Annotated in this window: 22 protein-coding genes; 10 read left to right on the forward strand and 12 right to left on the reverse strand. The window is 45.5% G+C overall.

The window, feature by feature from the left end:
• The first annotated feature begins 81 nt into the window (after positions 1 to 81).
• Positions 82 to 324, forward strand: a complete 243-nt coding sequence (locus tag CPIN_RS37775; protein ID WP_012794050.1) for a cysteine-rich CWC family protein — start codon at positions 82 to 84, stop codon at positions 322 to 324.
• Between the two features lie 17 nt (positions 325 to 341).
• The gene (locus CPIN_RS32065; protein WP_012794051.1) at positions 342 to 737 is read left to right on the forward strand and encodes an acyl-CoA thioesterase; all 396 of its coding nucleotides are present in this window, start codon (positions 342 to 344) and stop codon (positions 735 to 737) included.
• A gap of 94 nt (positions 738 to 831) precedes the next feature.
• Here CPIN_RS32065 and CPIN_RS32070 read toward each other — a convergent pair whose 3' ends face one another.
• A complete protein-coding gene (locus CPIN_RS32070; RefSeq protein WP_012794052.1) occupies positions 832 to 1,260 on the reverse strand; it encodes an FKBP-type peptidyl-prolyl cis-trans isomerase in 429 nt (142 codons plus the stop codon).
• Between the two features lie 277 nt (positions 1,261 to 1,537).
• Here CPIN_RS32070 and fmt point away from each other — a divergent pair, with 277 nt between their 5' ends.
• Together fmt and CPIN_RS32080 are read left to right on the forward strand one after the other, a co-directional pair.
• The gene (gene fmt / locus CPIN_RS32075) at positions 1,538 to 2,485 is read left to right on the forward strand and encodes a methionyl-tRNA formyltransferase (RefSeq protein WP_012794053.1); all 948 of its coding nucleotides are present in this window, start codon (positions 1,538 to 1,540) and stop codon (positions 2,483 to 2,485) included.
• A 122-nt stretch (positions 2,486 to 2,607) separates the two neighbouring features.
• A complete protein-coding gene (locus CPIN_RS32080; protein WP_012791321.1) occupies positions 2,608 to 3,846 on the forward strand; it encodes an IS4 family transposase in 1,239 nt (412 codons plus the stop codon).
• 317 nt (positions 3,847 to 4,163) lie between these two features.
• Here the strand turns inward: CPIN_RS32080 and CPIN_RS32085 are convergent, their stop codons facing one another.
• From CPIN_RS32085 to CPIN_RS32105, 5 genes are read right to left on the reverse strand one after another with little or no spacing between them, the layout of a single operon-like run.
• Entirely contained in the window at positions 4,164 to 5,204 is a 1,041-nt protein-coding gene (locus CPIN_RS32085; protein WP_044220216.1) for a LysM peptidoglycan-binding domain-containing protein, read from the reverse strand.
• Positions 5,205 to 5,251: 47 nt separating this feature from the next.
• On the reverse strand, positions 5,252 to 6,646 hold the full coding sequence (locus tag CPIN_RS32090) for a methyltransferase RsmF C-terminal domain-like protein (protein WP_012794055.1): 1,395 nt from the start codon (positions 6,644 to 6,646) through the stop codon (positions 5,252 to 5,254).
• A 57-nt stretch (positions 6,647 to 6,703) separates the two neighbouring features.
• Positions 6,704 to 8,098, reverse strand: coding sequence for an NAD(P)(+) transhydrogenase (Re/Si-specific) subunit beta (locus CPIN_RS32095; RefSeq protein ID WP_012794056.1), 1,395 nt, complete (start codon positions 8,096 to 8,098; stop codon positions 6,704 to 6,706).
• A 20-nt stretch (positions 8,099 to 8,118) separates the two neighbouring features.
• On the reverse strand, positions 8,119 to 8,433 hold the full coding sequence (locus CPIN_RS32100) for an NAD(P) transhydrogenase subunit alpha part 2 (RefSeq protein WP_012794057.1): 315 nt from the start codon (positions 8,431 to 8,433) through the stop codon (positions 8,119 to 8,121).
• A gap of 35 nt (positions 8,434 to 8,468) precedes the next feature.
• A complete protein-coding gene (locus tag CPIN_RS32105) occupies positions 8,469 to 9,599 on the reverse strand; it encodes a Re/Si-specific NAD(P)(+) transhydrogenase subunit alpha (RefSeq protein WP_012794058.1) in 1,131 nt (376 codons plus the stop codon).
• 180 nt (positions 9,600 to 9,779) lie between these two features.
• Between CPIN_RS32105 and CPIN_RS32110 the strand changes: the two genes are divergently transcribed.
• Positions 9,780 to 11,237: a baeRF7 domain-containing protein gene (locus tag CPIN_RS32110; protein WP_012794059.1), complete on the forward strand. Its 1,458-nt coding sequence runs from the start codon at positions 9,780 to 9,782 to the stop codon at positions 11,235 to 11,237.
• Between the two features lie 44 nt (positions 11,238 to 11,281).
• Here the strand turns inward: CPIN_RS32110 and CPIN_RS37290 are convergent, their stop codons facing one another.
• From CPIN_RS37290 to hemH, 6 genes are all read right to left on the reverse strand, one after another.
• Positions 11,282 to 12,379 (reverse strand): hypothetical protein, encoded by a 1,098-nt coding sequence (locus tag CPIN_RS37290; protein WP_012794060.1) that lies wholly within the window; start codon positions 12,377 to 12,379, stop codon positions 11,282 to 11,284.
• 202 nt (positions 12,380 to 12,581) lie between these two features.
• A complete protein-coding gene (locus CPIN_RS32120) occupies positions 12,582 to 13,361 on the reverse strand; it encodes an Fpg/Nei family DNA glycosylase (protein ID WP_012794061.1) in 780 nt (259 codons plus the stop codon).
• A 9-nt stretch (positions 13,362 to 13,370) separates the two neighbouring features.
• On the reverse strand, positions 13,371 to 14,084 hold the full coding sequence (locus CPIN_RS32125; protein ID WP_012794062.1) for a hypothetical protein: 714 nt from the start codon (positions 14,082 to 14,084) through the stop codon (positions 13,371 to 13,373).
• Positions 14,085 to 14,088: 4 nt separating this feature from the next.
• The gene (locus tag CPIN_RS32130) at positions 14,089 to 14,829 is read right to left on the reverse strand and encodes a DUF72 domain-containing protein (protein ID WP_012794063.1); all 741 of its coding nucleotides are present in this window, start codon (positions 14,827 to 14,829) and stop codon (positions 14,089 to 14,091) included.
• A 39-nt stretch (positions 14,830 to 14,868) separates the two neighbouring features.
• On the reverse strand, positions 14,869 to 16,197 hold the full coding sequence (gene hemG / locus CPIN_RS32135) for a protoporphyrinogen oxidase (protein ID WP_012794064.1): 1,329 nt from the start codon (positions 16,195 to 16,197) through the stop codon (positions 14,869 to 14,871).
• Between the two features lie 25 nt (positions 16,198 to 16,222).
• On the reverse strand, positions 16,223 to 17,251 hold the full coding sequence (gene hemH, locus CPIN_RS32140; RefSeq protein ID WP_012794065.1) for a ferrochelatase: 1,029 nt from the start codon (positions 17,249 to 17,251) through the stop codon (positions 16,223 to 16,225).
• Positions 17,252 to 17,456: 205 nt separating this feature from the next.
• On the opposite strand from hemH, the gene hemA reads away from it, so the two are divergent.
• From hemA to hemF, 5 genes are read left to right on the forward strand one after another with little or no spacing between them, the layout of a single operon-like run.
• Positions 17,457 to 18,749: a glutamyl-tRNA reductase gene (gene hemA, locus CPIN_RS32145; RefSeq protein WP_187294713.1), complete on the forward strand. Its 1,293-nt coding sequence runs from the start codon at positions 17,457 to 17,459 to the stop codon at positions 18,747 to 18,749.
• Between the two features lie 3 nt (positions 18,750 to 18,752).
• A complete protein-coding gene (gene hemC / locus CPIN_RS32150; protein ID WP_012794067.1) occupies positions 18,753 to 19,676 on the forward strand; it encodes a hydroxymethylbilane synthase in 924 nt (307 codons plus the stop codon).
• Positions 19,663 to 20,409 carry a uroporphyrinogen-III synthase gene (locus CPIN_RS37295; protein WP_012794068.1) on the forward strand — a complete coding sequence of 249 codons (747 nt, stop codon included), beginning with the start codon at positions 19,663 to 19,665 and terminating at the stop codon, positions 20,407 to 20,409. Before hemC ends, CPIN_RS37295 begins: the two co-directional genes overlap by 14 nt.
• 5 nt (positions 20,410 to 20,414) lie before the next feature.
• The gene (gene hemE / locus CPIN_RS32160) at positions 20,415 to 21,440 is read left to right on the forward strand and encodes a uroporphyrinogen decarboxylase (RefSeq protein WP_012794069.1); all 1,026 of its coding nucleotides are present in this window, start codon (positions 20,415 to 20,417) and stop codon (positions 21,438 to 21,440) included.
• Between the two features lie 12 nt (positions 21,441 to 21,452).
• Positions 21,453 to 22,364, forward strand: a complete 912-nt coding sequence (gene hemF / locus CPIN_RS32165) for an oxygen-dependent coproporphyrinogen oxidase (RefSeq protein ID WP_012794070.1) — start codon at positions 21,453 to 21,455, stop codon at positions 22,362 to 22,364.
• Positions 22,365 to 22,385: the final 21 nt, after the last annotated feature.

Genomic DNA, 22,385 nt, shown 5'->3' on the forward strand with positions numbered 1-22,385 from the left:
TGTATTATCTGCAAGATGCACATAGCCAGCACTTTAGGAATCTATTCCTGTTTACTAGATTATGATTCGTAACTTTAACGCATGGCTTGTCATGAAACCATTACCTGCCCACGCTGCAATGCAGCTTTTGAGTGCCGCGTTGGTTCTATCCTTCGCTGCCAGTGCCAGCAGGTAACGCTGACAGAAGAAGAGCGTGCCTTTATAGGCGAAGCTTATTCCGGATGTTTATGTGCCGGATGTTTGAATGACATGAAAAAGAGTTACAGGCAAACCCGCTTTAAGGAACGCCTGCTGCAATTATTCTCCCTGCGGTTTAAAAGATAAATTAGTAGAACAACGATATGGCATACGAAAAACAGATAGCCGAATCCGTTACACGGATATTCAAAGCGGTATTTCCTAACACAGTGAACCATTATGATACTTTATTTGGCGGTACAGCGATGCAGCTTATGGATGAAGCAGCATTTATAACAGCGACCCGTTTCAGCCGTATGCGTATGGTCACCGTGTCAAGTGACAAGATAGATTTTAAAATGGCGATCCCTCATGGTACGATCATAGAATTAGTAGGAACAGTCGTACATGTAGGTACTACCAGTCTGAAAGTAGAGGTGGATATTTTCGTGGAGCAGATGTACAATACACACCGGGAAAAGGCCATTTCAGGCTCCTTTACTTTTGTTGCGATCGATGATCAGAAACGTCCGACAAAGATTGTACTGACACATGAATAATGTGCTATTATCGCATGACATTAAAAGCAGAAGGCTGATTACCTCTTGGATAATCAGCCTTCTGCTTTAATAATTTAACTTCCCTTCTGAACGACTACTTGATCTCAACCAGTTCGATATCGAAGATCAGGGCTTCACCAGCCAGGGGATGGTTAGCATCCAGTGTAATAGAAGTATCGCCGATAGCAGCAACCTTAACAGGGAATACCTGACCCTGTGGGTTACTCATCTGCAGATCCATACCTACCTGTGGGTTCAGATCAGATGGAATGTTTTCCTTTGGAAATTCCATGATCAACTCATCATTTTTAGGACCATATGCTTCTTCAACTGGGATATTCAAGGTTCTTTTTTCACCAATAGTCATGTCAACAACACCATTGTCGAAGCCTTTAATAACCATACCGGCGCCAACCTTAAATTCCAGCGGGTCTCTGCCTTCGGACGAATCAAAAGTTGTTCCGTTGGTCAGGCGGCCATGATAATGCACACGCACCGTATCTCCGTTTTTAACTGCTTGCATAATAATTTAATTAAAAGTGTTATTGGATAATTACCGCAAGGTAAGAAATTAGTAAATAGGTATTCAATTTAACATTATTCCTCTAAACTACCAATCGTTAATATCTTGCCTGATTTAAACTATTTTTACGGCCTGTATCAGGTCGTCTCAGCGCTTTTTTACTGTTGTGCTACCTTACAAAAACAAATGAAATACAAACTCAGTGCATCGGAAACAGGCGAAGCCGCGCACCTGCACTGACACCATTTTAAAACCATCAGGAAGAAATACTTATTATATGCAGAGTGAGTTAAAGGACCAACAAAATATGAGGATCATTTTTATGGGCACCCCTGATTTCGCAGTGGCTTCGCTCGACATACTGGTGCAAAACGGCTATAACGTGGTGGCTGTGATCACAGCGCCCGATAAACCTGCCGGAAGAGGCTTACAATTACAGCAGAGTGCTGTTAAACAATATGCAGTGTCCAGGAACATTCCGGTATTGCAACCGGAGAAACTGAAGAATCCGGATTTCCTGACGGAATTAAGGGCTTTAAAAGCCGATCTGCAGGTAGTGGTGGCTTTCCGTATGTTACCTGAAGTAGTATGGGATATGCCGCCTTTAGGCACGATCAACGTACATGCTTCGTTGTTGCCTAACTACAGAGGCGCAGCCCCTATCAACTGGGCCATCATCAACGGAGAGAAAGAATCGGGGGTAACCACCTTCAAACTCCAGCATGAAATCGATACAGGCGATATCCTGTTTAGCCAGTCTGTAGTAATCAGAGATGATGAAACTGCCGGTGAACTCCATGACGACCTGATGGCAACGGGCGCAGGTCTGCTGTTAAAAACAGTACAGGCACTGGGTTCCGGCACAGCAGCCGGTACACCACAGGCGCATATCAAAGCGGAAGAAATCAAACATGCACCAAAGATCTTTAAAGAAGATTGTCAGATAAAATGGGAACAACCTGTCGAACAGATCTACAATCTTGTACGTGGTATGAGCCCCTATCCTACTGCATGGACTATGCTTGCCGGAAAGAGCGTAAAGATATTCAAAGCGACCAGGGAACATGCACAGCCTTCTGTTGCCCCGGGTGAAGCAATCAGCGACAACAAAACCTATCTGAAAATAGCGGCGCCGGATGGCTATCTATCCCTACAGGAGATACAGATGGAAGGTAAAAAGCGGATGGATATAGAGGCATTCCTGAGAGGAAACAAGGTCAATTAGGAATTAGGAATTAGGAATTAGGAATCTATAGTGTCCGGTAAAAATATGGGATTAAGTCATAAAAAAAGGAGGCCGAGGCCTCCTTTTTCAGTAAGTTTAAGTTACCACACTAGAACTTACTTATGAGCAAAAGTAAATTTTTTTCCGGACAGCCGATTTTTAATCAACTACTTTCTTTTATACCAACCACGTTGATAGATAAAGTCTGTAGAGAGACAAACGCAGATTACTATTATAAGCATTTTAAGGCTTTTGACCATTTGGTAACAATGCTATTTAGTAGTTTTCATCAGTGTACTTCATTACGAGAGCTTCATACAGGATTGTTAGCCAACCAGCATCGGCTTCACCATTTGGGCATTAAACATACCCCGCGTCGAAGCACTATTTCCGATGCTAACAGGACGCGTCCGGTGGCGTTTTTTGAAAAGCTCTATCATCGTCTATATAACCATCATTATCAAGCGTTTTCCCCGGACAGCCGAAAGAGAAAATCGTTGGTTGACCGGTTATTCATAGTGGACTCGACGACGGTCAGCCTATTTTCTAATGTAATGAAGGGGGCAGGTGTAATTAGAATGGACGGCAGAAAGAAGGGAGGAATAAAGGCGCACGTATTGATGACGGCCAAAACAGAACTACCAAGCTTTACTATTCTGACGGAAGCTGCCAAAAATGATAGAATCATTATGCCACAGTTAGAGCTCTTGCCAGGTTCTATAATAGCCATGGATAGAGCTTATGTGAACTATAAACTCATGAAGGAATGGACTGAAAAAGAGATCACGTGGGTAACTCGTGTAACCAAGAGTATGAAAATAAAATTATTGACACGAAACAGATTAAAAATACTCCATAAAAGAAAAGGTATCTTAAAAGATTGGGTTATTCAACTAGGTAACCCTCTAACAGAGGAGAAAAGTCCTGTACAGACGGCGCGTGTAATCAGCATTTACGATAGAAATACAAAAAAGAAAATACATCTGTTAACAAACAATTTTACTTATACGCCGACAACGATCAGGAAATTGTATCAAAAGCGATGGGCAATCGAAATGCTTTTTAAAAGAATTAAGCAGAACTCTCAATTAAACAATTTTTTAGGTGAAAACAAGAATGCTATAAGTATACAGCTCTGGTGCACGCTAATAAAGGATTTACTGACAAAGATCGTAAAAGACAAGCTGACAGAGAAAGGGAGTAAAAAATGGTCTTTTAGTAACCTAACTGGCTTTCTAAGGTTACATCTTTACACTTATATCCACCTAATGAATTTTCTGGCAGAACCCGAGTATGCACTTTTACAGCATAATAAGGGGCCAGATCAGATAAACCTGCAATTGAAATTATTCTCCTTTTAAAAAAAGAGGGGGGGCTTGCTTTTATAATAGCAGTAAGCCCCTCCCATCTATATTGAGTTTGAAAGGAATAAAGGGGTAATCCCAATTTTAACCGGACACTATAGAATTAGGAATTAGGAATTAGGAATGCAGCGGAGATCGAAATCGAGATTGATTAGTTGAATATATAAAAGATAAAGGCGTCCAGGATGAATGGACGCCTTTATCTTTTATATGTTTAGAGATAGTCAGAATAGTATGGTCTATGGGAGACCTGTCTATCTAAATTACTAATTCTTAATTCCTAATTCTTAATTCCTAATTCCTAATTATTTCTTCTATTCTTCGTAGTTCAGCTGGCAGTAGAATTTCGCCTCGTTTGTACCCAGTGCTTCCAAAGCAGAATCACTAAGTTTAATGATCAGGCCTTCATTCTGCTTGATCTGTGGAATGGCTTCCAGTACTTTAGCATAGATGAACTTACCATTCAGCGGATTGGTCACTTTAATAATCGTACCTCTTGGCGCTGTATTGTGCAAGGCATAATATTTACCGGGGCTGGCGTTACTCTTGAACCATCCGCCCGGGCCTTTTTCAGCAGTCACACTCTTCCCATTGCTTGTCTGCTGGTTATACAGCTGCTCGAAAGAAGATCCTGCACTGGCTGCCGGAGCTGGTTTAGTAGCACCGCTATTGGTAGCAGGAGCCGGCGTTGGTGTGGTAGTAGCTGGTTCTGGCGGCGCCTGCTGATCTGGTTTTGCTACCGGAGGAGCGGGCGTAGTACCTGCCGCAGGCGTAGTCGCTACCGGCGTTGATGGCGCTGGTGTGGACGGCGTCGGCGTTGGTGTCGTAGCTGGTGGTGTGCTTACCGGATGGGTAGCAGGAGCTGGTGTAGTGGATGGATTGCTGGCTACCGGTGCAGAAGCAGGAATACCTGTTCCTTTCAGATAACCGACGATAACGAATCCATCTTTCTGTAAACCATCACCTGTCATATTGTTCCAGCGACGGATATTATCCAGTGATACCTTGTTATGGTTCACACTGAGACGGTACAGGGTTTCTTTTTCCTCTACCTTATGATACACAGGTGTTCCGCCTGCATCTGTTTTCTGTGAAAAATTGGTGTTGTTTAAGGGGATCTTTACAGATTGTCCCAGCTGCAAACCTTGTTCAGCTGAGATATTGTTTTCGCTTGCAATCTCTTTCGGAGACAAACTGTAGGACCTGCCCAGGCTGTAAAGAGTTTCTCCTTTCTTTACAGTGTGCAGTACATACAGATCGGGAGAGGTACCCTGTACCTGGACCCTGTCCTGTGCCTGTACTCCACCGGCAACACATAATACAAGTCCCGCAATTGTCATGAACGTTTTTACCATTACTACGCTGTTTATACCTTTCAGGTAACTAAATTAAAAATTTTTGCCTACACTTCTTTCAGAATACGGAGTTCTTTAGGATAGTAATTGTTGATACGGTTTGGTAATATTTTCGCCCATCCGAGCGCCATCCCTTCATACTTCATCAGCGCCCAGCCTTTCACATCTGTAGTTACCTCAGGGTCTTCTTTTCTCAGATAGCGCAAAGACTGCTCACGGGTCAACGTCACTTGTGGGATTGTATCCCTGATCATATTGCTCATTGCCAGCTGATGATCAGGAATCAGCTCTTTCGCTGCCAGCTGACCTGCTTTTACGCCAGCTTTCCGCAAATATAAGTGCTGTTGTAGTAAAGAAACAACAGACGCCATATTTTCCGGAAATATTAATACCTCTCCCTGATGGTCCATCATAAAGAGGTTGTCCGTATTTTTCAACCATTGTGCGACTTTCTCCTGTTCTTTCTTTGCAACCGGTGTAATGCTATCCCGTTGTTTCTTAGTGGAATACTCGTCACCGGAGGTCTTGCGGAAACAGGTGATAAAGAAGCCTTCACCTTTTACTTTGTCAGGGTAAAAACGATATCCTTCTCCCTGTTGTGGTCCTGCTGTGGTCTTCACAATATGCCAGTCTTCACTGACTGGTATCGCGATATTCTCTACTGAAAAGTTATCCTGTATCCATTCCATGATCTCCTCGTCTTCCTGACGGGAATAAGAGCAGGTAGCATAGATCAGTATCCCGTTCTCTTTTAACGTATTCCACACGTCTGCAAGTATGCGCTGCTGACGCTGACTGCACAACATCACATTTTCAGGCGACCACTCTTCCACCGCTTCCGGTTCACGTCTGAAAAGTCCTGAACCGGAACAGGGCGCATCCACCACCATCACATCAAAGTATCCGGGCAATCTGCCAAAATCACGCGGGTCATTGTTTGTAACAACCACGTTTGCAGCACCCCATTTGCTGATATTATCGCCTAAAAGCGCCGCTCTGCTTTTGATCACCTCATTGGATACCAGCACACTGTCGGCGCTGATTATCGATTGCAGCAGGGTTGATTTACCACCCGGCGCTGCGCAGAGATCCAGTACTTTCAATGGCGCGTCCAGGTCACATACGTGTCGCATTACCTGTTCCACGAACATAGAAGATGCTTCCTGTACATAATAAGCGCCTGCATGGAAAAAAGGATCAAAGGTAAAAGACGGTCTTACCGGCAGATAGTATCCATACTGTGACCATGGCACCCGGCTGACGGTTGTCTCTGTCAGTGATTGCAGCACCTTTTGCACTGCCTGTTCATCCTGTAATTTGTTCGGATTTATCCTGAGAGAAGTGATTTTTTCGCCTGCCTCATGTATACGCAAAAAGGCTGCCAAATCCATGCCTGGCAGTCCTGATAGTGTGTCTGTAAATTTTTTCGGTAAGAAATCCAACCCCTTATTTTTGCAGCAAAATACTGAAAAAACGGGGCATAGCAGTCAGATGGCCATTTATAGGCTGTTCACAATCTCTGCCACCAGCTGTTGCAGTACCTGTTTAGCATCGCCAAACAGCATGGATGTTTTAGGTTGGAAAAAGAGGTCATTTTCAATACCGGCATACCCCGGTTTCATGCTGCGTTTATTGACAATCACGCTTCTGGCATTTTCTACTTCCAGTATCGGCATACCATAGATCGGGCTGGAAGGGTCGCTTTTTGCAGCCGGGTTTACCACGTCATTTGCGCCTAATATCAGTACCACATCCGTCGTATTAAACTGTCCGTTAGCCTGTTCCATCTCCAGCAGTTTGTCATACGGCACGTCTGCTTCAGCCAGCAATACGTTCATATGCCCCGGCATACGGCCGGCCACAGGATGGATAGCATACCTAACTTCCACACCTCTTGCCTCCAGGAGTGTTTCCAGTTCATGACAGGCATGTTGCGCCTGTGCAACAGCCAATCCATAGCCCGGTACGATCATCACTTTATGTGCATAGGCCATTACGACCGCTGTATCTGACAAGCCAATCTCTTTATAAGCGCCCTGTTCCCGGGTAACGCCGCCTGCTTTCGCACCACCAAATGCGCCGATCAACACATTCTTCAGGGAGCGGTTCATTGCTTTACACATCAGGATCGTCAGGATAGTTCCTGCAGAACCTACCAGGATCCCTCCTGTCAGCATCACCGGATTATTATACAGGAAACCGCCACAGGCAGCTGCGACACCAGTAAATGAATTCAACAGGGAAATCACCACCGGCATATCTGCTCCGCCGATAGGCAGCACGAAAAATATACCGTAGACCAGTGACAGCACAAGTACTGTGGCAAATAAGGCCACTGTGGCGGAGGGTAATGTAACGGTCACGAATAGGGTCAGCAGCATGATGACTGCCAATACTGACAGATTAACGATATGCTGTCCCTGGAACGAAATATCTCTGATACGTCCGTTCAGCTTTCCCCATGCAATCACGGATCCCGCAAATGACACAGCACCGATGATCATTCCTGCGAATATAATCCCCAGTTGCCCGTGCACATTTGGTATATCAGCCAGCGTACCCGCCATATATTCAAATTCCACGACAGAGATCAGTGCCGCACAGGCACCTCCCATGCCATTAAACAGACTAACCATTTCAGGCATAGCGGTCATTTTCACTCTTCTGGCAGAAATAAGACCTATCACGCCGCCTACTACCAGACCTGTAATAATCCAGCCGTAATTGTGTAATCCGTGTCCGTTATGTCTGTAAAGGAAAATTGTTCCGAGTATGGCCAGCGCCATTCCTCCCGCAGCAATGGCATTGCCTTTCCTGGCGGTAGCGGGATTACTCAGCATCTTTAATCCGACGATAAATGTGACAGAGCCTATCAGATAGATCAACGATAACATAGTGCAATGATTAGATACAACTATTTGGTCTTTTTCGATTTGAACATCTCAAGCATTCTGTCAGTCACGACAAAGCCACCTACTACGTTTATCGTTCCCAGTATCACTGCCAGAAATCCAAGTATCAGCGCCAGGTAATTTTCATCGCTGGCCTGTCCCATTACGATAATCGCCCCGATGATCACAACGCCGTGGATCGCATTGGCGCCACTCATTAGTGGGGTATGTAATACGGATGGTACGCGGGAGATGACCTCCACGCCAAGGAAGATGGAAAGAATAACAATGTAGGTCAGCTCAAGATGTTGTTCTAAAAAAGAAAAAACAGCTTCCATGATGGGGAATATTGATGTCAGGTAATAACAGATACTTACAGCTTGACGCCTTCGGCCTGCTTCAGCCGTTCATTGGTAATAGCACCGCTATGGGTGATACACGCGCCCTGCACAATGTCATCTGAAAAGTTCAGCACGAGGTCTCCGTTCTTTATCAGTAGCTGCAAAAAATTGTACATATTCTTTGCGTATAATTTACTTGCATCGGAGGGCATAGAAGATGGCAGATTGGAATCACCGATGATCGTGACACCCTGATGTACGACCGTCCTGTTGTTTTCAGTAAGGGACGTATTTCCACCGGTGGCAGCAGCCAGGTCTATAATCACCGAACCCTGTTTCATTCTCTCCAGCATGGCTGTCGGTATCAGTAAAGGGGCTTTACGACCGGGAATCTGTGCAGTCGTGATAACAATATCTGCTTTAGCGACACTATCTGCGATCTTTTCCTGCTGCCGTTGTTTATAATCAGCACTTTGTTCTACAGCGTATCCACCTGCAGCGGATGCATCGGCAGCGCCTTCTACTTCTATAAATCGTGCACCCAGACTCATGACTTCTTCCCTCACAGCGGGACGTGTATCAAACACTTCTACTACTGCACCAAGTCGTCTGGCAGTAGCAATCGCCTGTAAGCCTGCCACACCTGCTCCGAGTATCAGCACTTTTGCGGGTGCAATACTACCTGCTGCGGTCATAAACATTGGGAAATAACGGCTGTAACTGGTCGCAGCGAGCAATACAGCCTTGTAACCGGCAATATTGGCCTGTGAACTCAATACATCCATACTCTGCGCCCTGGTCGTGCGGGGTACACTGTCGAGACTGAAAGCAGTCAGCTGTTTGTCAGCCCATTGCTGCATCAGCGCTGTATTATACAATGGCTGATAAATACCGGCCAGCACCTTCCCTGCCGGGATCATCTTCCAGGACGATTCTTCAGGGATCTGTATGCTGAGGATAATATCTGCCTGTTGCAGGATCTCTCCGGCAGGTTTGATCTGGGCTCCTGCCTGTATATAGGATTCATCGGAGTAATATGCCCGGGTTCCGGCATCCGGTTCAATCCAAACCGTTACTCCCTGTTTTTCTAACTGCTTAACTATCTCCGGCACTAAAGAAACCCTGTTTTCTCCTGGCTGTTCTTTAAGGACGCCTGCAATCATCTAGTGGAATTTATGATCTGAATTTACGGTAGTTTTTCTAAATATAAGGTATCACAACAAGTTGAACAAAAAACTCTCCGGCTCAGCAGAAAAGGCTTGGCAGGATATTAGTGTGCATATCTGCAGAAGACAGTCCAGAATCAGGCTGAGCTTGTTTTTGAAAATCTAAACTTACATTTTATGCCAAAAGATCAAAATGGAAAATTTACCCCGATAAAGGGAAAACCTTCCGGTAATGGAAAGGAGGGATTAGGTTTGAGAAAGTCCATTTCCCCTGATGAGCTGGAAGCAGACCTGGAGATGACGGACAAATACACCGTGGGGCCAGATGAACTGCAGCCAGGCGTCCATATGCGGCATCCCAACAGAGATACTGCTAAAAAAGCTGTGCAGCAACAGAACAATCTCAGAGAAGCGCCCGCTGATAAGACGTTAGATGAAACGTTTGATCAACTCCAGCACAATATTACTGCTACTGAAATTGAAGGCAGAGTCAACAAAAATATCTTTGCGGAACTGGCGGCAGAAAAAGGTAACATATGTATTACACTATATATGCCGACACATGCATCCGGACAGGCAGTAAATGAGCAACAGGATCTGATCTGTTTTAAAAATATATTGCAACAGACACAAAAGCAACTTGAAGAAAAATCAATATCACCATTGCAGATACGCCAGTTGTTACAGCCCGGATATGAGTTACTAAAAGAAGAAATGTTCTGGAAAAATCAACAGGACGGACTGGCCTGCTTTATCACAGAGAACTCTTTCCGCTATCTGCGCCTGCCGTTGACTATGCAGCAACAGATTTACTGCAATCATAGCTTTATGTTAACTCCGCTGCTGCCGGTATTAACCAGTACCGAACAATTTTACTTGCTGACCTTCAGCAAACACAACGCTAAATTGTTTCTCGCCGACGCATTTGGAATGAAAGAAGTACCTGTAGAAGGGATGCCAAATGGTATGGACGATGTTATACACTTTGAAGAAAAAGGCGATCAGCAGTTATTCCGTACAGGAAGCTCTGGTGGTGGTCACGGCGCCAATTATCACGGTATGAATTCCAACCCGGATCATAAAACGGATATCGCAAATTATCTGGAAGAAGTGGACAAAACCATATGGAAAGAAGTGCTGCATAACAAGCACATTCCATTAATCATGGCTGCAGTCGATTATCTCCAGCCTATTTTCAGAAAGGTGACCCGCTATCAGCATGTAGCTGATGAAGCGCTTACTGGAAATTTTGAACATGAGAAAGCGACAAAAATTTACAGGCAGGCCAGAGAGAAAATGCAGCCATTTTTTGAGAAAAGGAAGGAGCAGGCTTTAGATAAATACAATAACGGATCAACCAGTGCATTAACGGCATCCATTCCGGATGATGTTATACCTGCTACCTATTACGGTCAGGTAGATTGTTTATTCGTTGAAAAGAATGCACAACTATGGGGTACCTTCGATGAGAAAGAAAACAGGGTGATTATACACGAAGCGCAACAACCCCAGGACGAATGCCTGCTGAATAACGCCATCACCCAAACCATTCTCCACAATGGCGATGTGTTCATTCTGGAGAAAGACAAAATGCCAGCTGAGAGCAGTATAGCTGCTTCATTGCGCTATGCATAAAATAGAAGACTGACCAGGCCGTTCCTGGTCAGTCTTTCATCTTTTTATTCTCCTTCAGCAGGTGGTTCTGCCTGTTTAATTTTCAGTTGGAAGGTACTGGCTGTCGTGGCCTTAGCTGGCTTCGCAGATAGTGTTACACTCTCTTTGTCTTTCAATGCCTCCGGTAATGTGTAATTGAAACTGATACTATCCGGCTTCCGGTCCGGATCCTCTACAGGGGTATTTTCGATAGTAATGCTGATATCACCTTCGTTTAATTTCGTACCTGTCAGGGTGACCAATGTAGCTTTTCCAACCTCCAGCGGATCTGCTGTCACGCCACTTATTTTCGGCGCTCCGTTTGTTAACTGATCCGGCCTTTCTTCCTTAGGATTGGTACGAAACAGCACATCAAAGATCTCTTTCAGCTTTAATGTGGCCCTGTCTGTGAATAGTCCTGACAACAATGATATCGTCATCAGTCCGTAGATATTAATGTTCGAACTATCATCGCTCATATTCAGAAATCCTCCCCTGAACACAAAATAAATCGCAATGGCCAGTGCTGCTGCCGTGAATGGTTTAACAACATACCAGAGCACCCAGCTCTTCCTGAATTTACCAGCGCCGATAAAGGTGGTAAATGAGGTCGATATGTGTATCATATTACCGAGAAATCCGGCCACACCCACCAGTATCAGTAACAGCGTATTGATATGTATCAGGTCATCTTCACTGCCTTTGTAATAAACAGTCCGGCCCTTTACCTGGGTAAGTGCGGAGTCATCTGTCGCTGCCGTTGCTGATGTTGCTGCTGTGTTGTCAACCGCCGCCTGTGCTCCTGTAGTATCTGTTTCACTACTGTCTTTCTTTGCGGCTGTTGCCGGTATATTTACAACCGGCTTTTGCAGAAGGGAAGTGTCGATGATTGAATCCACCAGACGTATATGAAACCATTTATTAACATACAATGAGGTGGTATTTTCTTTGGGACCGGGTATCCTGTCCGGCCAGTGCGCAATGAGGTAGATTGCGCTGAATAATGTAAAAAAGATGATCAGTAAACCCGCCAGCCATTTTCCTCCGGACGTGATTTCATTGCCATCATTATCCCTGAAGGAAGGAGGTGGAGATTGTGGGGCAGCATTCTGCGTTTCAGCCATAAAAGATGAATTAAAATAGTTGAGAAATATTGCCAGATAAGGCGTTGCGGCATTATGTCTTTATGTGCTCATTTTGTATATGGATATCAACACGACAAATGAAGTATATGGGGTTTGGGGTCTGATTTATTTACACTACAAGTTAACAAAAAACAGGGATAATAAAAAATGTGGGATGCCATAAGACATCCCACCATATCAGCTATTCAAACAGTTCCTGTTCGTTTGTATAATATGTTTTCCGGCTATTCAGTTCTTGTTGCTCAATAACACCTCCGGTCGGACTATGCGTCTTTTTAGGCTGGTGTATTTTCATAAAATCACGTATCTCACCTGCAATGATATCCGGATGTTCCTTACGGATCTGTTTTTCGGCTTCTTTTAACACGTTATGAATTGCTGCATGCAGCGCTTTGACCTTCGTTGCAGGGATCTTATTGGCAATAGAAAACGGGGAAATACCGGCTTCCCATAATATCTCGTCTGCATAGGCATTACCAATACCCCTGATAATATGCTGATCGAGCAGTATTTTCTTGACAGCCGTCTTTTTCTTCGCCAGTTGCTCCTTCAGAAATGTCAATGTGAATTCCTTTGATAATGCATCGGGCGCTGCTGCTGCTTCGGGATTCAGTGAAGGCACTGCTGCTCCTTGAAAGTCCGTCAATGCAAGTCCTTTCCCGTCCTCAAATAACAGCGCTATTACCGTATGTTTATTCGTGTTTTCTTCTTCGAAGTAATACAACTTGCCATGCAGCATCAGGTGCATCCCCAGCACAGCCTCATTTTTAAACCTGAAACGCAGTTCCTTCCCCTCTCTGTAAACGCTCTCCAGCGTCTCACCTTCCAATGCTTTCTTAAAAGCTGCGGGTGTGTCCTTGGCTTTTTTGGTATTCTCCAGTTTAATGACTTTCAATTTTTTACCTGATAATGCTTTATCAAGGTTGTGGCTGAATACCTGCAGATCTGGTAATTCGGGCATATAACTGATTTATTTGGAGAGTGATTGCACTATTGCGGATCCGATAGCGTTGACAAATTTTTTATCTTCCATTCCATCAATTTTCCAACCTTTCTTCATCCGTCTGATAATGCCCATACTGGCATCATTGAGGATAATGTCATATTCTTCACAGAAACCATCATGACAGGTTTGTCCGATAGGAATGGCTTCTCCAAGGTAATGCTTTTCATTATAAGTAAGATCAAGGGGAGCCGGCTCTTTTTCCAGCTGTGCGATAATCTCCTGCAGGAATTCAATCAGATGCTTTCGTTGCGTCTTTCCTGACAGACTCCACTTCTCTTTATCAGCCCGTTTATGCGCCAGCTTCAGCTTCAATCCTGCCATTGAAGTTGTGTAATCATTAGCATTCAACTTGCGTACATTCTGATGTGCCATGATATACCAATGATATTCTGTACCTACCGGCACTCCTGAACCTTCCGGTGCATGCCCTGCCCTTCGTTTGGTCACTGCATACGACAACTCCCAGAGGTCGGGTGTAATCTTTGTTTCTTTCCAGACGCCCGCATCATAGTTCCATTTATGACTCCTGCCTATCTTCATGCCTGTGTACTGCCGTCCTTCAAACTCCTTAAACTCATTATATGTTTTTGACAGGTCTTTTTTAACCGCTTTCTTACGTGGTGGGGTCGCAGCGGCTGCTTTCTTTTTTGCAGTTGTTTTCCTTGTGGCTGTTTTCATAACATCATACTTTAGTCATATCAATCAATGTCTTTGCATTTTCGATGGCGTATCCATGAACGTCATTATTGAAAAACACCCAAACAATATGCCCTTCTTGCTGCCAGTCAAGTACTTTTTGCGCATACTTTTCCAGGGTTCTATGGCTGTAGGATGTTGCATAAGAGCCATCCGGACCATGAAAACGCACATAGATATGCCGGGCGGTGACAAACTCTCCATATGGCCAACGCTTACCAGATTCAGCTATCACAAAAGTGACTTTATACTTTTCAAGTAAGGCGATAGCATTATCTTTCAGCCAGCTGTCATGTCTGGGTTCAATAGCGAAAGTGTAACCTTTGTATTGCTTGAGCACTTCAAAGAAGTGGCTCACTTTATCCTCATGAAATCCCAGTGTGGCCGGCAGCTGAATCAGCACTGGTCCCAGGTGCTTTTGCACGGGATCAAAAACATCGAAGAACCTGGGCAATGTATCTTCAGGATCATTTAGCTTTTTAATATGGGTAATGTAACGGCTGATCTTAGGGCAGAAACGGAATCTGCTGTTCACCGTAGCGGTCCATTTTTCAACAGTAGCAGGCTTAGGAAGATGATAGAAACTGGTATTGATCTCTGCCGTGTGGAAATGACCGGCATAAAAAGAGAGGTAATCTGTCGGTTTGAGGTCTGGCGGGTAGAAGATCTCCCGCCAGTGTTTGTAACTCCATCCGGAGGTTCCGATATGTATTTTACCTGTTGCCATTATAATATGCAACAGAAAAGTATGCCAATGAAGATGAACTCAACAGTATCCTTTCGCCGCCTGTATAATAGCGGGCACCGCCACACCTGTCACATAGTTACCTCCCAGTCTGATGCCAGGATAACGCTGTTCAAAGAAGCGGATCTGTTGTCTGGTCTGTGCATAACCTACATTTAACTGTGGGATCGCCCTGTTCCATTCACTGAAACGTTGCATTTCAGGAGGCGTCGTCAGTCCCAGCAGTTCCATCAGTTCATTTACTACGGTTTGTTGCAGCTTTTCAGGTCCCAGTTGGTCAAACAGCTGTTCCTGTCTTGCGCCACCTACAAACACCGTAAACAATACTTTGCCTGTTGGCACGCGGGAAGGGAATATAGCACTGTTACAGATAGCGCCCAGGAAATGTTTTCCTGCAGCATGTGGCACCAGGAATCCAAAACCCGCCGGTGCTTTCTGCTGGGCTTCCTGTCCGAATCCAAGGTGCAGTACGCCCATACGGGGATAAGGCACCTCGCTGAGATGTGCGGCGAGAGAAGAATCCAGCCCCTGTATTGCAACAGCCGTACTATATGCAGGTGTCGTGAAAATCACACGGGATGCGTTCAACATGGCGGTATTACCGCTCTCTGTATATTGTAAAATATAGTCGTCTGCCCCACGGGTAACGCCTGTTATAGCACAATTGAATCTTATTTTACTGGTAAGCAGGGATTGTAATCTGTTGGTCAGTGTGGCATTACCTCCTTTAAAGGCAATGATCTTACGGCCGCCCATAGCGCCTTTATTCTTCATCAGTCCCTGCGTAACACTACCGTATTTCTTTTCCCACTGTGGCAGCATCGGGAGGACCTCCCCTACTGACATCAGATCAGGATTACCTGCATAAATGCCGGAAAGTACGGGCTCAAACAGGTATTCATTTATTTCCTTTCCAAAGCGGCGGGTCACAAAGGAGGAGACTGTTTCTTCTCCTTCCGGGGCAGCCGCTTTGCGAAATCTTTCTGTGAACAACCGCCATTTAGCGCCGCCACTGATATAGTCCGATTGCAGTATCTTAAACGGATGTGGAGATACGGCATGTAATTTATTATTTCTGACCAGGAAGCGGTTTTTACTGGCAGCAGCTGCTTCCAGCACCTCCTCCTGCAAACCCAGTTGATCGATATAGGCCATGAACTCGGGAGAAGCGGCCAGAGAATTCGGGCCTGCATCCAGTTCGTAACCGTCTATATGTAATGATTTTACAACACCTCCCGCATAGGAAGAGGCTTCCATAATTTCATAGGGAATGCCCTTCTGCTGTAATTCGTAGGCAATACTTAGTCCGGCAATACCGGCGCCGGCAATGATAACGGGTTGTGTTTGCATGGTTGCGGATATTGGTCATAACTGGTCAGGACATCGCTGTCATCCATTTTACCACTGCGCCCACCCATAGCGGATGTACATTCAGACAAGGTATCATGGTAAAGCTGTCGCCACCACTATTTATAAAGGTATGTTTACCTTCCACTGCAATTTCTTCCAGCGTTTCAAGACAGTCCGACACAAATGCAGGACAAGCCACCAGCAAACGCTTCACTCCCTTCTTTGGCAATTCCTCCAGCGTAGCGGCAGTATAAGGTTTCAGCCATTCTTCCCTGCCCAGGCGGGACTGGAAGGTAACGCTCCACTTCTCTCTCGGTATTTTCAGTTTCTCTGCTACCAGTTCGGAGGTAATAAATACCTGGTGACGATAACAGAACTCATGTGCAGGAGAACCGACATGGCAGCAGTCTTCTACCTGCAGACAGTGTTTTCCTGTAATATCTCCTTTTCGTATGTGCCTCTCAGGTACACCATGATAGCTGAATAACAGGTGATCAAAGTCCTGCGACACATAGGGACGCATACTCTCTGCCAGCGCGTTGATATAATCAGGCTCGCTGTAGTAGGGAGGTACGATATTTAAAGTAAACGGATACTTCTTTTTCTTATGTACAGCCTTTGCGTGCTCTACAGCCGTCTCATAAGAAGACATGGCATAGTGCGGATATAAAGGCAACAGGATCACTTCTTTCAGATTGGGATTCTGCTTGAGCAGCTTGTCATATGCGTCTTCCTGAGAAGGATTACCGTAACGCATAGAGATTTCCACAGGCATCTGCAGATCATGCTGTACAGCGTTCTGCAATTGCTTTGTCAATGCGATCAACGGAGAACCCTCTTCCCACCAGATGGATTTATAAGCCTCTGCTGACTTAGGCGCACGCCTTGGCACTATAATACCTTTGATCAGCATTAAGCGGAACAGATACGGATAGTCAATTACCCGTTTATCCATTAAAAACTCATTGAGATAACGCTTAACATCCGGTACTGCCGTAGAATCCGGCGACCCGAGGTTCATCAGAATAATTCCTTTATCAGATTTAGCTTCCATCCTTATACTTAAAATTGTTGCAAATGTAACGGCTTATCCCGCCTGCAAATGTCATACAATTGTTGAAATAATTTAATTATTAACTATAATGTAATAGATAACGTATATCAGTATGTAAACTGACAAAAGTCATTTTTATGCATGTCATTATACCAGCAGTAGAAATGACACACTAATGACAGCCTGCTGCCCTTTCTTGCAGTCTATGCAAGTATTTTTGCACCCGGAAGCTTATAAGAACAAAATGCAGGGTAGTCATTCAAAAGATATAGCCCATTTTCATATCGTTGGTATCAACTATAAGAAAACAGATGCTGCTATAAGAGGATCGTTTGCTATTAACCAGGTACAATATCAGCACTTACTCGAAAGTGCAAAGTCCCTAGACCTGGATGATATTTTTGTACTCTCAACATGCAACAGAACTGAGATCTATGGTTTTGCCAATGATCCACAGCAACTGGTGGAGCTGGTGTGCAATGAAACCGATGGTGATTGCAATCTATTCAGCCAGTTATCTTATGTGAAAACGGGAGAAGAAGCCATTAAACACCTTTATCAGGTAGGCACAGGACTGGACTCACAGATCCTCGGGGATTATGAGATCATCGGTCAGATACGCAATGCAACGAAATTTTCCAAAGCAAATGGTTGTTTCGGCGGATTCCAGGAAAGACTGGTGAACAGCGTATTACAGGTATCCAAGCTTATCAAGAATGAAACAGGTCTCAGCTCCGGTACCGTTTCTGTGGCATTTGCCGCAGTACGCCTGCTGGAACATAAAGTGCCTGATATTCATCAGAAAAAGATATTGCTGGTAGGCGTAGGTAAGATCGGCCGTAATACCTGCAAGAACATGATGGACTATCTTGGCGTGACCAACGTCACATTGGTGAACCGTACTACTGCCGTAGCACAGGAATTTGCCAATCAGCACGGTCTGCGCTATGCGCCATATGAAAATCTTGCAGAAGAATTACAGGCGGCAGATATTATACTCGTAGCCTCTAATGCACCGGAACCAAACGTACTGGCAGAACATTTCCAGCAATCCTCGCGCAAACTGATCATCGACCTGTCTATTCCATTCAACGTAGCGCCGGACGTAAAAGAGCTGTCGCATATTGAGCTCGTGAATGTGGATGAACTGTCTAAGATACAGGATGAGACATTGCAGATGCGTTTGCAGGAAGTGCCGAAAGCACTGTCTATCATCGAGGAGCACATGAACGAGTTCCTCTACTGGTATAAAATGCGTAAACACGCGGTGGTACTGAAAGCCGTAAAAGATAAACTGACGGAAATCCATACCAAGGAGATACAGCAGCAGAAGAACGGTAGTCAGTATAACCTGGAAGATATTGAAGCAGTATCCTCCCGCATCATCCAGAAGATGATCAACCTGATGGCAGGTAAAGTACGCCGCGAAACAGATAAAAGTGACCAATATATCGCCATGATCAATGATATCTTTGAGACCGGCGTTAACCAGGAATAATTCATGAACAGAGAAATAAAGATAGGTACAAGGGACAGCCAGCTCGCACTGTGGCAGGCAAATAAAGTAAAAGGTCTGCTGGAAGCGCAGGGTTACAGTACGGTACTGGTACCTATCAAAAGCGAGGGAGATATCGACCTCGTTACTCCACTTTACGAAATAGGCGTACAGGGCATCTTCACCAAGAGCCTGGATATCGCACTCCTCAACGGCCGTATTGATATTGCCGTTCACTCTCTCAAAGACGTTCCGACACAACTGCCTAAAAATATTATTCAGGCCGCTGTCCTGGAAAGAGGCCCTGTAAAGGACCTGCTGGTATACCGTCAGGATACCGCCTTCCTCGGACAGCCGGAGTATATCGCAAACATTGCTACCAGCAGTGTACGCCGTAAAGCACAGTGGCTGCGTAAATATCCGAAGCACCAGCTGCATAACCTGCGTGGGAATGTGAATACCCGCCTGCAGAAGCTGGCTGCTGAAAACTGGGACGGTGCTATCTTCGCTGCCGCCGGACTGGAAAGAATAGGTGTACGTCCTGCCACTTCTATAGAACTTGACTGGATGCTTCCCGCTCCTGCCCAGGGCGCTGTAGTAGCCGTATGCCGGGAAGATGATGATTTCTGCAGACAGGCATGTGCGCCTTTCAACGACCTGGCTACAGCCCTCTGTACCCGCGTGGAACGCGATTTCCTGCGGACACTGATGGGTGGTTGTACTACGCCGATCAGCGCATATGCGACGATCAGCAATGAAACAGTACACTTCAGCGGAGAACTGTGCAGCCTGGACGGACAACAGCTCTTTACTATTACAGAACAGCTCCCCTTACAGGATGCCGGCGTGATAGGCAGAAGCGCGGCAGAAAAGATCCTCGCACAGGGAGGAGATAAAATTGTTGCTGAGATAAAGAATGCCATCAAATAAAAGATATCGCATATTAAGCACCAGAGCTGTAGACCCGGAACTGGTCAGCAGCGCTGCGGAACAATCTGTAGATATTATCCCGCAGGCTTTCATCCGTACCAGGCCACGGGTTGATGATCGTCTGCTGCAACAGGTACAACAACTGCTAAAGGAAAAGGTAACGGTCGTTTTCACCAGTGTGAATGCGGTCAACGCCATACAAAACCTGTATTTCCGGATCTTGCCGGCAGATGCAGTTACGGAACAGGCCAATATGCCCGGATGGGATGTATATTGCCTGGAAGGCGCTACCAAAGAAGCCCTTTCCCGTACAGCCATTCCCCACAATATTACCGGCACAGCAGCCAATGCAGCCATGCTGGCGCAGACCATTGTCAGGAATGAAGAAAAAGGTCCGCTGGTCTTCTTCTGCGGAGACAGGCGCAGAGACGAACTGCCAGATATACTACGGCAACGGAACATCGGCCTGAACGAAGTGATCGTATACGAGACAACGGAAACGCCGGCCGTCACCGGAGCAACATATGACGGTATCTTCTTTCTCAGTCCCAGCGCTGTACAAAGCTTCTTCTCCGTCAATCACCTTGCGCAGCATACCGTATGTTTTTCAATCGGCCCGACTACAGCGGCAGCACTTGAACAACATACCAACAATAAAATTATTATCAGCACCGGTCAGCGTATGGCTGATATGGTGCAGACAGCAATATTCTATTTTAACAACATCAACTGATACGAATGAGCGCCTTAAAGAATGACCTTTTACTGAGAGCTTTACGCGGAGAAACAACAGAACGTGTTCCTGTGTGGATGATGCGCCAGGCTGGCCGCTACCTGCCTGACTATATCAAACTGCGGGAGAAATACTCCTTCTTTGAACGCTGTATGAACCCCGAACTGGCTACGGAAATCACTGTGATGCCCGTACACCAGGTAGGCGTAGATGCTGCCATCATCTTCTCTGATATTCTCGTAGTGCCACAGGCAATGGGTATGGAAGTACAGCTGATCGAAAAGATCGGTCCTGTATTGCCGGATCCGGTAAAAGGTGCAGCTGATCTTCAGAAACTCTGCGTTCCTGATGTAAAGGACACCCTCAATTACGTATTTGAAGCGTTGGCTTTAACCAAGAAAACACTGGATGGCGCTGTTCCGCTGATCGGTTTTGCAGGTGCACCATGGACATTGCTCTGCTACATGGTACAGGGTAAAGGTTCCAAGACTTTCGATGCGGCTAAAGCATTTTGCTACCAGCAACCGGAAGTAGCACATCAGCTGCTTCAGATGATCACTGATACAACGATCGCTTACCTGAAAGAACAGGTAAAAGCAGGCGCAGACTGCTTACAGTTGTTTGATTCATGGGGTGGTCTGCTCAGTCCTCAGGACTTCGAAAACTTCTCTCTTCAATATATGCGTCAGATCGTGGCTGCACTGAAAGATGTGTGCCCGGTTACCGTATTTGCCAAAGGTGCGTGGTTTGCACTGGAAGAAATGGCGGCTACCGGCGCTAACTGTCTGGGTGTTGACTGGGCTATTCAGCCAGCCCGCGCAAGACAGTTCGCAGGTAATAATGTCACCCTTCAGGGTAACTTCGATCCTGCCAAATTACTGGCTCCGATTCCTGAGATCAAAAAATCAGTAAAAGAAATGCTGACCGGCTTTGGTAAACATCGCTACATTGCGAACCTCGGCCATGGTATCCTGCCAAATGTGCCGGTTGACCACGCAAGAGCATTTATCGATACTGTCAAGGAATTCTAAAGGAAACCAGTTATGAACATTAAAGACAACTTTATTTCCCTTATTCACCGCCTGCAGGACGAGATCTGCACAGCGCTGGAAAATATAGATGGTAAAGCCAGTTTTCGTGAAGACCGTTGGGAACGTCCTGGTGGCGGTGGTGGTAAATCACGCGTGATTGCAGATGGCAACGTATTCGAAAAAGGCGGTGTCAATACCTCTGTTGTACATGGAGAATTGCCCGAACTGATGGCTAAACAGTTTGGTGTAGGCCAGGCTCAGTTCATGGCCTGTGGTATTTCCCTGGTTATTCACCCGGTGAATCCTTTTGTACCGACTGTACACGCCAATTTCCGCTATTTTGAACTGTATGACGATAACGGTACACTGAAAGATTCCTGGTTTGGCGGCGGGGCTGATCTGACGCCTTACTACCTGGATGAACAGGATGGTATACATTTTCACCAGACATTCAAAAATGCCTGTGATCCTTTTGGTACGGAGCTGTATCCGCTGTTTAAAAAGCATTGTGACGAGTACTTTATCAACAAACACCGTAATAATGAAGCCCGCGGTATCGGCGGTATCTTCTACGACTATCAGCGTCCCGGTGAAAAGATGAATGCAGAACAGCTGTTCAACTTTGCCAAAGCCAATGGCGAAGCGTTTATACAGGCTTATCTGCCCATCGTGGAAAAGACGAAAGACATACCATATACAGATGCACAGAAAGACTGGCAGGAATACAGGCGTGGACGCTATGTAGAGTTCAACCTGATTCATGACAGAGGTACTTTGTTTGGTCTGAAAACCAACGGCCGTACGGAATCCATACTTATGAGTCTTCCGCCAAGAGCACGCTGGGAATACGATTACCACCCTGCTGAAGGTAGTCCGGAAGCACAACTGGTGGAATTCCTGAAACCCAGAGAGTGGGCCGTTTAAAACACAATAAAAACACATTTT

Source organism: Chitinophaga pinensis DSM 2588 (assembly GCF_000024005.1).
Taxonomy (GTDB): Bacteria; Bacteroidota; Bacteroidia; order Chitinophagales; family Chitinophagaceae; genus Chitinophaga; species Chitinophaga pinensis.

Excerpts from the sequence above, each read along its gene's own strand:
- hemF (WP_012794070.1), top strand. The coding sequence starts at position 21,453 with ATGAACATTAAAGACAACTTTATTTCCCTTATTCACCGCCTGCAGGAC.
- CPIN_RS32080 (WP_012791321.1), top strand. The coding sequence starts at position 2,608 with ATGAGCAAAAGTAAATTTTTTTCCGGACAGCCGATTTTTAATCAACTA.
- CPIN_RS32130 (WP_012794063.1), bottom strand. The coding sequence starts at position 14,829 with ATGGCAACAGGTAAAATACATATCGGAACCTCCGGATGGAGTTACAAA.
- fmt (WP_012794053.1), top strand. The coding sequence starts at position 1,538 with ATGCAGAGTGAGTTAAAGGACCAACAAAATATGAGGATCATTTTTATG.
- CPIN_RS32120 (WP_012794061.1), bottom strand. The coding sequence starts at position 13,361 with ATGCCCGAATTACCAGATCTGCAGGTATTCAGCCACAACCTTGATAAA.
- CPIN_RS32125 (WP_012794062.1), bottom strand. The coding sequence starts at position 14,084 with ATGAAAACAGCCACAAGGAAAACAACTGCAAAAAAGAAAGCAGCCGCT.
- CPIN_RS32085 (WP_044220216.1), bottom strand. The coding sequence starts at position 5,204 with ATGGTAAAAACGTTCATGACAATTGCGGGACTTGTATTATGTGTTGCC.
- CPIN_RS37775 (WP_012794050.1), top strand. The coding sequence starts at position 82 with ATGGCTTGTCATGAAACCATTACCTGCCCACGCTGCAATGCAGCTTTT.
- CPIN_RS32065 (WP_012794051.1), top strand. The coding sequence starts at position 342 with ATGGCATACGAAAAACAGATAGCCGAATCCGTTACACGGATATTCAAA.
- hemA (WP_187294713.1), top strand. The coding sequence starts at position 17,457 with ATGCAAGTATTTTTGCACCCGGAAGCTTATAAGAACAAAATGCAGGGT.
- CPIN_RS32100 (WP_012794057.1), bottom strand. The coding sequence starts at position 8,433 with ATGGAAGCTGTTTTTTCTTTTTTAGAACAACATCTTGAGCTGACCTAC.
- CPIN_RS32110 (WP_012794059.1), top strand. The coding sequence starts at position 9,780 with ATGCCAAAAGATCAAAATGGAAAATTTACCCCGATAAAGGGAAAACCT.
- hemH (WP_012794065.1), bottom strand. The coding sequence starts at position 17,251 with ATGGAAGCTAAATCTGATAAAGGAATTATTCTGATGAACCTCGGGTCG.
- hemE (WP_012794069.1), top strand. The coding sequence starts at position 20,415 with ATGAGCGCCTTAAAGAATGACCTTTTACTGAGAGCTTTACGCGGAGAA.
- CPIN_RS37295 (WP_012794068.1), top strand. The coding sequence starts at position 19,663 with ATGCCATCAAATAAAAGATATCGCATATTAAGCACCAGAGCTGTAGAC.
- CPIN_RS32070 (WP_012794052.1), bottom strand. The coding sequence starts at position 1,260 with ATGCAAGCAGTTAAAAACGGAGATACGGTGCGTGTGCATTATCATGGC.
- CPIN_RS32105 (WP_012794058.1), bottom strand. The coding sequence starts at position 9,599 with ATGATTGCAGGCGTCCTTAAAGAACAGCCAGGAGAAAACAGGGTTTCT.
- hemC (WP_012794067.1), top strand. The coding sequence starts at position 18,753 with ATGAACAGAGAAATAAAGATAGGTACAAGGGACAGCCAGCTCGCACTG.
- hemG (WP_012794064.1), bottom strand. The coding sequence starts at position 16,197 with ATGCAAACACAACCCGTTATCATTGCCGGCGCCGGTATTGCCGGACTA.
- CPIN_RS37290 (WP_012794060.1), bottom strand. The coding sequence starts at position 12,379 with ATGGCTGAAACGCAGAATGCTGCCCCACAATCTCCACCTCCTTCCTTC.
- CPIN_RS32095 (WP_012794056.1), bottom strand. The coding sequence starts at position 8,098 with ATGTTATCGTTGATCTATCTGATAGGCTCTGTCACATTTATCGTCGGA.